This is a genomic window from Alteromonas sp. 5E99-2, from assembly GCF_017368475.1.
Taxonomy (GTDB): domain Bacteria; phylum Pseudomonadota; class Gammaproteobacteria; order Enterobacterales; family Alteromonadaceae; genus Alteromonas_F.
The window spans coordinates 123,472-135,999 of record NZ_JAFNJE010000012.1 but is presented as its reverse complement, the minus strand read 5'-3'; the positions used below and the strand labels follow the sequence as shown (position 1 = coordinate 135,999).

The following is a 12,528-nucleotide window of genomic DNA, read 5'->3' as shown; positions in this document are numbered from 1 at the left end:
TATCACTCCTTTATGTAGAGTAACTACACTACAGTCGTTCTGCATTGCATAAATAGGGCACAAACCGCTGCAAAATTGTACAGCAAAGATCAACACGCCCTAATTTCTAGATTCGAAATATTTATCAAACCTTACACTTCAATAAATATTATTAGTTTTTAATCTCTACCTATACACATTACTTTTTCTGTTTCATCGAATGGGCAAGACCATTATTAATGCGCCTCTTGTAGTACTATCAAAGGCGTTTGGAACTGAGTTAAAAAATGTCTAATCTCAAAGCAAGTATCGAGTACGTTAAAGACGTATACCTGTATTGTCGTGAATCACAAACTTCTCATCACGCTAATGACAAACAAATCCTTAAAGCCGTAAATGAAGAATTATCTAATGAAGGTTATTCTACTTTTCCCAGTATTAAAGCACTGAAGTCATACATAAAAGCAGATTAGCTTGCTTTTGTCGTCTTTCGACTATGAACCAAAAGTTACACCCTTGGTCTACAAAGAGTGGGGATTAAATGCTTACTTGTGTAAACCCGATGACAGTGTATTGTTGAATTATGGGTGACTTTTGCTCGTTAACATGAGGTGAGAATGATGACGTTTAACAAACTAGTGCTTGGTAGTTTTGTACTTTTAAGTACATGTGGCTGTGTATTTGCCGATACTGATGATTCAGCTAAATACGCAGAGAGTAAATTGACAAAGGTATTTATTTCTAAAAATGATACTCAGTGCAATGCTGATGGTCTGAGTCTAGAAGAAACCGCGTCTTATTTAAAGAATGCAAATATCGCCATTCGTGCCTCGGAGTGTGGCGTGATCACTGGCGGACCAAACTTTGCAGCAGTGTGTGGCGCGGGTACATCAAATATTTTAATTCACACCATTGATAGCAAAGATGTGGTGGAAGCAAAAAAACTTGGTTTTGCCGATGTGATGTCATTGTCTGAGCGGAAGCGTGGTTATAGCGTTAACGCGTGTCGGTTAGTTGAGAATAAATACTGAACTTCATAGGTAGTTTGCCACATTTAATCGTTTCTATTGAAACTTAATACAAAAGGGGGAATTTTCGCTATTTCTTTCCTTTTTTGTTTAGCTTGAAAAGATCGTCAAAAGTTACAAGTTTGCTCATTAACTATTTTTTATTTATGTTTCGAGTGCACGGATAGTCAATTTTTTACCGCACTAAGGTGCAAGATATCTGATTACCATTCTGGTGTAGTAATACCTGGTTAAGTTTTTCACACAGAATTTATAAAGGTATGTTTATGTTTACCAAGAAACATGTATTGGCACTTACTGTTTCGAGTATTCTCGGTACACAGGTAGCGATAGCGCAAGAGCAAGAGAATGCATTTGAAACAATTACTGTTACGTCTCAAAAGCGAGAGCAAGCCCTGCAAGATGTGAGTGTTGCAGTGACTGCCTTTTCTGGAGATTTACTTAGAGAATTGAATTTAACAGACAGTGTTGATATTGCTTCACAAACACCTGGACTGAATATAGGCACGCCAGTAGGTGAAGGAAACAACCCTGCAATTAGTTTGCGAGGTGTTGGGTTAAACGACTTTAACGACAACAACGAAGGGCCGGTTGCAGTATATAGAGATGACGTGTATCAATCAGCGATGCCAGGTTTGACTTTCCAGTTGTTTGACCTTAATCGGGTTGAAGTGTTGAGAGGCCCTCAAGGCACACTGTATGGACGCAATGCCACAGGTGGTTTGGTGCATTTTATCTCTAACAAGCCTAGTGATGAATTCGAGGGCTACGCTGATTTAACTTTTGGTAGCTATAATCAAGTTAAATTTGAAGGAGCGGTTAGCGGCGCTTTAACCGATGCGGTAAGAGGGCGACTTTCTGTTGCAACGAATAAGCACGATGGTTATGTAGAAAACAGAATTGGGCGAGATGGAAATGAAGCCGACAGCCAAGCCTTCAGACTTCAAATAGAAGCTGACTTATCTGAATCTGTAGTGGCGTTATTAAATGTCCACGGTGCTCAATCACGTACCGTTGCGCCAAAATATCAGCATGAAGCAACCGCAGGCGAAGTGGATTTCTTTGGCTATAGTGACACAGACGGCGACCCATTTGCGGGTGACTATGACCGTGATGGTTTGTTAGACATTGAAAGTACAGGCGCATCTTTAACCATAGATTGGTTGGCAGATAACTTTGATTTTAAATCGATCACAGCGGTTGAATACGTGGATAAAATTCACGAAGAAGAATCTGATACAGGGCCATTTGCAGCGATAGAGCCTACGTTTAGAGCGGATCTTGAACAATTTAGCCAAGAGTTTCAAGTCAGCGGTTTGTTTGGTAATACGAATTGGATTGCCGGTGCTTATTTCTTTTCTTCAAAAGCTGAAAATGGGCTAGATTTGGATATTAATTACCCTGAAGGATTCATTAATATCATTGATGCAGAAACCTTTGGCGGTGGTTTACAAGGTGTAGGCGCATTCACTCCAACTGGCGATGATGGTGCGTTATCACCGTTTGTGACTTATGACGTAGATTATGAACAAAACACCGATTCTTATGGGTTGTTCTTTAACACAGACACAGAACTTTCGTCAGAATTCAACTTGGTATTTGGTCTGCGCTACACCTCAGAAGAACGTGATTTTGATTATATAAATGCGTTTGGTGATAGGGGAACAGAAACCACTAGTGATGATGGTGCAATTACCAATTTCTTACGCTTTTTGAATACCTTACCCGTAGATGACCCTGACCATTTTCCCGATAGCTGGTTTGCATTTAACGGCGATATTAGCAACGACAATTTATCGGGCAAAATAGGCTTAGATTATCGTCCGAATGACGATGTGCTGATTTTCGCTAACTATGCAATTGGGTTTAAGGCTGGGGGCTTTAACGGTGGATTTCTTGATTTAACTGACGGTGTCGACCCTGACTCTACCCCTTATGATGAAGAAATTTTAACTTCTTATGAATTGGGTATTAAGTCTACTTTAGCGGACGGGAAAGTACGACTAAATGCCACGGCTTTTTATTACGATTACGATGATTATCAGGCGTTAACCTTTTCTGGTTTGAGTCAGTTTATCGACAACACTGACGCAGAAATCAAAGGATTAGATTTAGAGCTAGTCTGGTTACCAACGAAAAACATTGATATTAATTTAGGTGCAAGCTTTCTAGATTCGGAAGTGGGCGAATTGACTATTCAAGGCGAAACTATCTCGGGAACTGAGTTAGTACTTGCCCCAAATGTGACATTGAATGGTTTGATACGTTGGCAAGCCACTGATGCACTTTCATTTCAGATTGATGCGAATTATCAAGGTGAACATTTCTTCGATATCACCAATAGCGATTTATCTAGAGAAGACGCATATACCGTTGTTGGCGCAAGAATTGGTTATCAGATATCACCTAACTTGAATATGTCATTATTTGCTAAAAACCTATTTGATGAAGAGTATCGTGTGTATACATTCGATTTCACTTCAGCAGGTGGTTTTAATCAGCAATTCTTTGGCAGACCAAGATGGGTTGGTGTGAATATAAACTACGAATTTTAATGACGACAAGGTGTTTTAAGCAAACAACGAGTTTGCGCTGCCTTGTTTAATACAAAGAGATTTAACACAAAGAAATACAGAGGCTTGAATGTCCACAAATACGAAAATTGATTTTATCTATTTATCTGAACCCGACATGATAAAAGCTGGGGTGACAGATATGGCGAAATGCGTAGATACAATGGAAGAGATGTTTGTTCTTCTTCACAAAGGTGACTACCGCATGGCTGGGCCAAATAATGATTCTCATGGTGCCATGATCACTTTTCCTGAATCGTCACCTTTTGAAGGTATGCCGAAACCAACAGCAGATCGTCGTTTAATGGCAATGCCCGCTTATCTTGGCGGAGACTTTAAAACCTGCGGCGTAAAGTGGTATGGCTCTAATATAGCGAATCGCGAAAAAGGGTTACCACGCTCTATTCTTATGTTTATTTTGAACGATGTGGATACGGGCGCTCCACTGGCGTATATGTCTGCCAACTTGTTATCTGCGTACCGAACAGGAGCTATTCCAGGGGTAGGTGCACGCTATCTTGCACTACAAGATGCAAAGACCATTGGTTTGTTAGGACCCGGTGTGATGGGGAAAACATCTGTTGCCGCTTTTATCGCTGCGCGCCCATCCATTGATACCATTAAAATTAAAGGCCGAGGTCAGAAAAGCTTACAAGACTTTATTAGTTGGCTTGAACAGAGCTACCCACAAATTACCACTATTAAGGTGGTTGATGATATTGAAGAGGTTGTTCGTGACTCTGATATTGTGACTTACTGCAATTCTGGTGAAGTGGGTGACCCCGCAACGTATCCCAATGTAAAAAAAGCATGGCTAAAGCCTGGCGCGTTTTTGGCAATGCCAGCCAGTTGCACACTGGATGAAGACTTCGCAGAGCAAGATGTACGTAAAGTGCAGGACAGCAAAGGGCTTTATGAAGCTTGGTTTGAAGAAGTACCTAAGCCTGCTCACAATCATATTCCATTAGTGGGAATGCAATTTATGGATATGATTGAAAGCGGTAAGTTGGGCAAAGACAGCTTGGAAGATTTAGCCGCTATTGTGGCTGGCGCAACGCCTGCTCGTCAAAACGATGATGAAATCATTGTGTTATCTGTGGGGGGGATGCCCATTGAAGATGTCGCTTGGGCTACGTCTGTCTATCGCAATGCTATTGATAAAGGGATTGGTGTTCCTTTGAATCTTTGGGATGAGCCTGTTTTGCGCTAATTTAGCGCAAACTTCTTACTCCATTACGTTTTTTATTTCACACATTAAAGTTTGAACAATGACAAAGATTATTAAAGTAAAAACTGGATCAGTATTAGAAGAACAAGCGAGTTATTCTCGTGCTGTGGTGGTTGATAATTGGATTTTTGTATCCAACACTGCGGGCAGAAATCCCGAAACAAAAGAAATCCCAGAAGACATTTTTGAACAGACAGACCAAGTTTTCGCCAACATTGAAAGAGCGTTACAGGCTGTTGAGTCGAGTCTTGCCGATGTTGTTATGTCACGGGTTTTTATTCAAGACCCTACTATGGTTCCAGCGGTGATGGGGCACATAGGAACTAAATTTAAGGGAATTGACCCAGCGACCACAGTAACCTGCCCTCCTTTAGGTAGCACAACCTATAAAGTTGAACTAGAAGTCACAGCGTTTAAAAATGCGAGTTCGCAGGAAGTACAGGAACTCAAGCTAGCATAACCTAGTTTACCAAACTGACATGACTCAAACATTAAATAGAATACAAACTTCCGATGTTATTCCTGACTCTACCTCTGTTGTGATCATTGGTGGGGGGATTGTCGGTGTGTCTGCAGCCTTAACACTAGCAGAACGCAATATTCCGGTGGTGCTGCTGGAAAAAGGCCATATTGCTTGCGAACAATCTTCTCGAAACCTTGGTTGGATCCGTAAAACTAGCCGACATCTAGATGATATTCCTTTAGCCATGGCCGCGGATGAATTGTGGAAAAATATGCCTGAACGGCTTGGGCAATCCGTCGGCTATCAGCAGTCTGGTATTCTATTTTTGGCAGATACCCATGAACAGCTAGAAGTGCATGATAATTGGTTGAAGTCAGTTGAAAGCTTGGATCTGGACTCTCGTTTGTTGAGTAAAGATGACATTGAGCGTCGAGTTCCGGGGAGCGAACGGCCTTGGGCTGGTGCCATTTTTACACCAAGCGATGGTCGAGCAGAGCCTCATATGGCAGTGCCAGCAATGGCTAATGCTGCGATAGCGAAAGGTGCAACGATCATTCAAAACACCTCAGTTAGAGCTGTGAATACCAGTGCTGGTAGGGTGAGTGGAGTGTATACCGAAGCGGGTGAAATTAAGTGCGAGCATGTCATTTTAGCTGGGGGAGCTTGGTCTCGTCGATTCCTTGGCAATATGGGGGTGAGTTTACCTACACTACCTGTAGTCTGCACTGCGCTGCGAACAACACCCGTTGATGGGCCTAGTGATATAGCAGTGGGGGCCTCTAACTTTTCGTTTAGAAAGCACAGAAACGGCGGTTATATTGTTACCCAACGGGGTGCATTAAAAGCGCCGATTACCTTAGATCACCTGTTAATTGGCCATCAATATTTAGAGGCGCTTAAATATCAGCGGAGTTTTTTAAGGGTATCTTTTGGCAAAGAGTTTTTTAGTGATTTATGCCTTAAAAGACGTTGGAAATCCACTCAGAAACCTCCGTTTGAAAAGGTTCGTATACATAACCCCCCTACGGTAACATCACTGAATAACGAAGCCATGGCAAATTTACGAGCGGCATATCCCATTTTTAACAATGTGGATATTGAAGAAGCATGGGCAGGAGTCATCGATATAACTCCTGATTCTAATCCGATCATTGATTGCCTTGATACCGTTTCTGGAATGACTTTGGCAACAGGGTTTTCGGGGCATGGTTTTGGCACAGGACCTGCAGCAGGACAATTAGCTGCGGATCTTGCTATGGGGACGACACCTTTAATTGATCCCAAGCCGTATAAATTTTCCCGTCTATAAAAGCCATTTTGTGTTGTGAGGTAGTAGTGACAAATTCGCCTGTTCGTAATTCTAAAAAGCAAACTAAGTTGGGTTTGATTGCAATGATGGCAATCTGCGTTGGCTTAGTGATTGTTCAAGGTTCAATGATTTCAGCTTTACAGGGAATTGGTATCGGTGGAAGCGCATTTATATTAGCGATGTGTTGTGCGCTTGTGATTGCGCAATGCAACGCCATGAGTTTTTCTGAGTTAGCTTTGATATTTCCACAAGAAGGTTCTCTTGCTGTTTATACACAAAAAGCCATTGGGCATTTTCCTGCAATAGTTGCGGTGTTTTCGGGCTATGTGGTTGTGGCAATACTTGCTATGCCAGTAGAAATGCTACTGGTAGAAGCCATACTTCAGCAGCTATTTCCCAGCGCAGAATACATCAAGTTAGTACCTATTATTATGCTAGGTACATTAACGTTTACCAATTTAATCGGTGCAGACGTTTTTTCAAAAATACAAAATGTTTTGTCCTTTGTGTTGATCAGCGCGTTAGTTATTGTTGGTGTAGTTGCGGTTACGGGGCTAACAAACGCAGCCTCACTGGCAAATCCGAAGGATATTTTTAATTTCACCCAAGCTATAAATGGTGAGTTTATTGGTCTTATTGGTTTGGCTATGTGGATGATGGTAGGGGTCGAATTTATTTGCCCTATGATCACCCAAGTGAAGTCACCAACCGTTAATATTCCTCGGTCTATGCAGTTATCCTTGTTGGTTATTTTTGCTGTGTTTGTCACCTTTACGTTTGGCGCTACTCGTTATGTAACAGACGAAACATTAATGAATTCTCCGTTACCTTATTTGGATTTCACTCAAGCTATCATGGGAGATATTGGGTTAATTGTTGCTGCGGTTTTAGCACTAACAGCCACTTGTAGTACAATCAATACTGTTTTGGCATCAGTGCCTCGTATGCTTCATGGCATGGCGGAACAAGGACAAGTTTTTCCACAACTTAAAGTTTCTAATCGTTTTGGTACGCCTTGGTTGGCTACAGTAGGTTTGGCGTTATGCGCTATGGTTCCCTTTTTAGCCTTTGGTATTGAGTCTTTGCTGGTTTTGGTTATCGCGGCTACGACTAGTTGGCTTTTAGCCTACATTGTGGCGCATATCAATGTCATTGTTTTACGTCGTCGACAACCTAATTTGGACAGGCCTTTTAAAACACCTTTATACCCTTTACCTCAAATTATTGGGATTTTAGCAATGGTCTATGTGGCATTAAACAACTCACCGGATCCCGCTATGACTCATCAGGTGTATGCGATTACAGGTGGTATTCTTTTTGTTGTCAGTGTTATAGCAGCACTATGGGTGAAGTTTTACATGAAGCGGAATTTATTCTCTCCTGATTAACGCAATAAAGGGTATTTATTGCGTTAATGCATGCATTCTAAATTTTCTAGGTGTCATCTGATACCTTGCTTTAAAGCATCGATGAAAATGAGACACATCAGAAAAGCACCACTCTAGCGCGACATCTGTGATAGACATGTTGGCTAGGCTAGGTGAAGACAAGGCTTTTTTACACGCTTCTAAACGGTGTTGCTGAATAAATCGAGACACTGAAATCCCTTCATTTGCAAACAACTTGTGTAAATAGCGTTTGCTGATGTTTTCTTGTTTTGCTAGGTAATCTGTAGACAATTCAGGATTATCTAGGTTTGTCAGAATGAGCTTTTTAATTGATTTTAAATGAAGGTCAGTTGAAGCTGGAGTGTTGGGTTCGTCAGGTAGTTCAGCTGCGCTTAAGGCGGTGCCAAGGAGTTCAAGTAATATATGCTCCACTCTCACTACTATGTCAGGAGAAATACTATTTACCGTATTGGTAAGATTGACCACGTACTGACTTAAAAGTGAGTTAGTTGCGCCATTTTTATCAAATAGTAGTCCCAAAAATTTATCGATGTTTGGACAGACTTTTAGCATCTGGTCTGCAGGGATCACGAGTACGGCGTGTTTTACCAGCTTATTGAACTCTAATTTAAATGGTTCTTCGTTGTAAAAGATAGTGAAATCGCCAGGAGTGAGTTCTGCTACTCTTCCACGGTGTTCCACTTTGGTATTTCCGCTAAGTTGAAACTTGACTAGGTATTCTTTTCCAGACAATTGAATACCGTCAGTGTTAGCGCTATCGACGCATAAACTTTTGCATTGCACTGTACAAAGGCGAATGTGGTTTAAATCATTTCTTTTGAGTTCACCTTTGAACGCTTGTGTTGATGTTCCAGTACGGACAAGGTTCATATTACAGAAGGCATCGCAAACATCTGCTTTCCAGCTTTCAAAGCTGGTTGAGGGCTGCATACTCATAAAACATACCTTTCTTTGTTATCTAGTCATAACACTGTAAAAAGTAACGCTGCAAGGAAAATGCCATAGTCCGTGTTTTTTCTATGTATATAAATTTCCTATAGGCGTTGTGATACAAGGCTTTTTGAGTGTCGATAGTGCAAAATTGTTTACGCAACTTGTGTTTTCTTGCACTCTTTGGGTGCTAGAAAGTATATTTTTGGTGCGGTTTTTTTGGCTGGAGAAGTAGGAAGAACAAAAAACTGAAAGAGATGAGTTGTATTCACCTCTTTCAGTCAGTGTGATTTTACATTGCCTTATCAGCTTTACTTTATACCTCTTGCACTAAGAAAGGTTTTCACTTTATCGGCAATAAGCGGGGCGTCTTCTTCTAGCGCAAAGTGTCCCGTATCTAATATGTTTAATTCAAAATCAGTGACATCTTTTTTAAAGCCATAAGCACCTTCAACTGGGAAGAAGGCATCGTTTTTCGCCCATACCGCAAGCACAGGGGGTTGATGCTTTCTTAAATACGCTTGCCATTGTGGGTAAGCTTTAACATTGTTCTGATAATCGTAAAATAAATCCAGTTGCAGTTCGTGTTGCCCTGGGCGAGAAAAACGCTCGAAATCAAGTACCCAGTTGTCGGGTAATATCGCGTCTGGATTACGAGTTCCGTGGGTGTACTGCCAGCGCAAACCTTCAAAACTAAATACCGTGTCTTTAATTTGTTGTTCTAACTCTGGTGTGCGCTTTTCCCATAACTGCATAATAGGAGCCCAAGTTTCTTTGTTTAACCCTTCTTCATAGGCGTTACCATTTTGAGTAATAATCGCTTGCACGCGCTCAGGGTGTTTAAGGGCGATACGCATACCTACTGGTGCGCCATAATCTTGGATTACGAGAGAATATTTTTTAACTCCCTTTTGCTCTAAAAACTGATTGATAGTGACTGCAAAATTATCAAATGAGTACTGGTAATCTTCCTGAGATGGAAAATCACTCGCACCGAAACCAAGATAGTCTGGCGCGATAAGGTGGTAGTCATCTTTTAGTAATGTGATTAAATTTCTATATTGATGAGATGACGATGGAAAACCATGGAGAAGAACTAACGTTGGCTTACTTGTGTCTCCGGCTTCGCGATAAAAAATCTTATTGCCATTGACTGTTTCATAACCATAGGTAGCAAGTGAGCTTTCCGTTGCGTGTTTTACACCGGCTACTGAATGTGTATTAGCATCAGCAATTGCGCTTGTACTCATGCCTAAAACGGCTAAAAGTACCGCCGTTTTTTTAAACTTACTTAAAGGCGTAAACATAGTATAACCTCGTTTGAAAATGACTGGTTTATTTCGATGAGGTGATTATGGAGTATTTATAGTTTGAAATAATTACTTAATAGTGAAATTAATTATTACAATTTATGTAATAATGGTGTTTAATTTTTCTACCAAGACTAGATAAGTTCAAATAGCTTATGGATAAACTTGAGTGTATGAAAATTTTCGTCGAAGTGGCGAAACATCAGAGCTTTGTGCTGGCGAGTAAAAATTTGAGTCTATCTGCGCCTGCGGTAACCCGAGCCATTGCGTTTTTGGAAGATAGGCTAAGGATTAAGCTCTTTCATCGTACTACTCGCCACGTTCGTTTAACTCAACCTGGTACTCAGTTTTTAATTGATACTAAGCGCATATTGGAAGATATAGACAGCGCAGAAGCCAACGCCGCAGGCGTTTATGGTCAGCCCATAGGGACATTGAATTTAACTGCACCTGTATTGTTCGGACAGTTGTTTGTGGTACCCATTATTGCAAAATATTTAGATACGTATCCACAAGTGAATGTGACAGCGCACTATTTAGATAAAGTAAGTAGTTTGTTAGATGAAGAGTTAGAAGTGGCTATTCGTATTGGACATTTAAAAGACTCGGGATTGTTCGCAAAGCAGGTAGGTACAGTGAAGTTACAAGTTGTAGCGTCACCAGATTATTTGTCGAATCACGGCACACCTAGGGTGTTAGAAGATCTTAAGCAGCATAAAATAATTGCTGCTAGTGCAAGTTATAAAGTCAATACGTGGGATTTCTTTGACAAAGGGCAACCGCGGCGGATTCATATTAGCCCTAGATTGATTTGCAACCAAAATACTGCGGCGTTGGAGTCAGCAATATTAGGCCAGGGACTGTGCAGGCTAATGTCTTATCAAGTGGGAGACGCAATTGCAAAAGGTCAGTTAGTCAGTGTGCTGGGCGATTTTGAAGAAGATCCTATTCCTGTCACTATTGTACATTTGGAAGGGCGTAAAGCTAATGCAAAAGTGCGGGCATTCATTGATATGGCTGCAGAAATTCTTGAGCAGAACCCATATATTCACTCGTTTTCATGAAGCTCTGTGACTTGAATATGTATTACCACCAGTCAGGAGCAGTCAGTACATCGTTAGGTGAAATTGCATCGTTAAAAGCTAACAGTTGGTTTTTAAAGTCCTGCTCGCATGCGTAACTACTAAAGTGTATGTTGTTATCTTCACAAACCTGTTTAAACAGGTTCCTTGTTAAAATTGGCGCGAATGACTGGTTTATCAAGAATGTACAAGCTTGGATACTATGCTCCGATAGCCTTTGGCATATAGTGCTAAATAGTTCACTTGCTTCTGGGGTGAACAAGGACTCGCCTTTTACTATAGACACATAATACCAAGGTTTGGTGCCAACGCTTTCTATTGCTGAGACAATACCTTTATGGTAGTTCATTACCGTTTCAATATTCCAGGGGCCTTCAGCCCACACAATAATAAAATTATCTATTTTAACTATTTCGTAGACACCATGCTGCTTGCACAAAGGATCTTGTGTTTTGGTTAAATTATACGGAAACGGCTTTATATCCATAAAGGAGGATAATATACGATATTCATAACTAGTCAAAGTATAGGCATTCGTGGTGATCCGCAAAAAAAGCCGTTTAAATAAACGGCTTTAATTTTAAAGGGAATAAATTGCAGAGAATTAGTCTTCAGCTATATCGCGTATTACAACATTCTCAGAGTCGTATTTGCGAATGAAATCAGATATTTCTCTGAAATTACAAAACACAAGTTCGCCTTCAAGATTATACTTGGCAAGTGCTTCTTTTTCGCCAATTTGAATGGCTTCTACGCAAGCTCTTGATGCATTGTCAGTATTCTTAGCAACAAGTGCTTTAGCTGTTTCTTGTGATGAGTTGTTAGCAAATTCATTTGCAAATTGTTTAATACTAACACCGTTGCATTTTACACCAACATTGAACTGCTCGAAATTTAAACCATTACTGCGAACAAGTCTTTTTGCTGCGCTATAACTTTCAGTTGCTGCGGTATAACAAACTTTAGTTTCAAGGTTGTCATTAGTTGGTTTAAGAACCACGTCTTGAGCGGCTGCCTGAACAGATACTAGGGTAAAAGTAAGTGCAATAGCTAATGTAGGTAATTTCATAATGGTTCCCAATTGAATTTGTGTAATAAAACAATATTTCTTTGCGTTGATGGTTGTATTATGACCTAAATTTAGAAAAATGAAAGTAAATTTTGTAATTAAATTACATTTCTGGGTTTTTTTATTGTTTTTTAGAAGGTTTGTTATG

The 12,528-nt window shown here is 40.5% G+C and carries 12 protein-coding genes; 8 read left to right on the top strand and 4 right to left on the bottom strand.

Annotated elements, in window-relative coordinates; all coding sequences use genetic code 11:
• The first annotated feature begins 266 nt into the window (after nucleotides 1-266).
• The 7 genes from J3L16_RS12990 to J3L16_RS12960 all read left to right on the top strand — a co-directional run bounded on the left by J3L16_RS12990 (nucleotide 267) and on the right by J3L16_RS12960 (nucleotide 7,968).
• Nucleotides 267-452 carry a hypothetical protein gene (locus J3L16_RS12990; RefSeq protein WP_207613419.1) on the top strand — a complete coding sequence of 62 codons (186 nt, stop codon included), beginning with the start codon at nucleotides 267-269 and terminating at the stop codon, nucleotides 450-452.
• A 147-nt stretch (nucleotides 453-599) separates the two neighbouring features.
• Nucleotides 600-1,010: a hypothetical protein gene (locus J3L16_RS12985; RefSeq protein WP_207613418.1), complete on the top strand. Its 411-nt coding sequence runs from the start codon at nucleotides 600-602 to the stop codon at nucleotides 1,008-1,010.
• Between the two features lie 263 nt (nucleotides 1,011-1,273).
• Nucleotides 1,274-3,562, top strand: a complete 2,289-nt coding sequence (locus J3L16_RS12980; RefSeq protein ID WP_207613417.1) for a TonB-dependent receptor — start codon at nucleotides 1,274-1,276, stop codon at nucleotides 3,560-3,562.
• A gap of 88 nt (nucleotides 3,563-3,650) precedes the next feature.
• Nucleotides 3,651-4,790 carry a tyramine oxidase subunit B gene (locus J3L16_RS12975; RefSeq protein WP_207613416.1) on the top strand — a complete coding sequence of 380 codons (1,140 nt, stop codon included), beginning with the start codon at nucleotides 3,651-3,653 and terminating at the stop codon, nucleotides 4,788-4,790.
• 58 nt (nucleotides 4,791-4,848) lie between these two features.
• Nucleotides 4,849-5,268 (top strand): RidA family protein, encoded by a 420-nt coding sequence (locus J3L16_RS12970; protein ID WP_207613415.1) that lies wholly within the window; start codon nucleotides 4,849-4,851, stop codon nucleotides 5,266-5,268.
• Nucleotides 5,269-5,287: 19 nt separating this feature from the next.
• Nucleotides 5,288-6,580, top strand: coding sequence for an FAD-binding oxidoreductase (locus tag J3L16_RS12965; RefSeq protein ID WP_207613414.1), 1,293 nt, complete (start codon nucleotides 5,288-5,290; stop codon nucleotides 6,578-6,580).
• Between the two features lie 26 nt (nucleotides 6,581-6,606).
• Nucleotides 6,607-7,968, top strand: a complete 1,362-nt coding sequence (locus tag J3L16_RS12960) for an APC family permease (RefSeq protein WP_207613413.1) — start codon at nucleotides 6,607-6,609, stop codon at nucleotides 7,966-7,968.
• 15 nt (nucleotides 7,969-7,983) lie between these two features.
• Here the strand turns inward: J3L16_RS12960 and J3L16_RS12955 are convergent, their stop codons facing one another.
• Both J3L16_RS12955 and J3L16_RS12950 read right to left on the bottom strand, forming a co-directional pair.
• Entirely contained in the window at nucleotides 7,984-8,925 is a 942-nt protein-coding gene (locus tag J3L16_RS12955) for a helix-turn-helix domain-containing protein (RefSeq protein ID WP_207613412.1), read from the bottom strand.
• A 305-nt stretch (nucleotides 8,926-9,230) separates the two neighbouring features.
• Nucleotides 9,231-10,226, bottom strand: a complete 996-nt coding sequence (locus tag J3L16_RS12950) for an alpha/beta hydrolase (protein WP_207613411.1) — start codon at nucleotides 10,224-10,226, stop codon at nucleotides 9,231-9,233.
• A gap of 176 nt (nucleotides 10,227-10,402) precedes the next feature.
• Here J3L16_RS12950 and J3L16_RS12945 point away from each other — a divergent pair, with 176 nt between their 5' ends.
• Nucleotides 10,403-11,293: a LysR family transcriptional regulator gene (locus J3L16_RS12945; RefSeq protein WP_207613410.1), complete on the top strand. Its 891-nt coding sequence runs from the start codon at nucleotides 10,403-10,405 to the stop codon at nucleotides 11,291-11,293.
• Between the two features lie 22 nt (nucleotides 11,294-11,315).
• Here J3L16_RS12945 and J3L16_RS12940 read toward each other — a convergent pair whose 3' ends face one another.
• Nucleotides 11,316-11,798 carry a hypothetical protein gene (locus J3L16_RS12940; RefSeq protein WP_207613409.1) on the bottom strand — a complete coding sequence of 161 codons (483 nt, stop codon included), beginning with the start codon at nucleotides 11,796-11,798 and terminating at the stop codon, nucleotides 11,316-11,318.
• 117 nt (nucleotides 11,799-11,915) lie between these two features.
• Complete coding sequence (locus tag J3L16_RS12935) at nucleotides 11,916-12,380, bottom strand: DUF3718 domain-containing protein (protein WP_207613408.1); 465 nt, start codon at nucleotides 12,378-12,380, stop codon at nucleotides 11,916-11,918.
• Nucleotides 12,381-12,528: the final 148 nt, after the last annotated feature.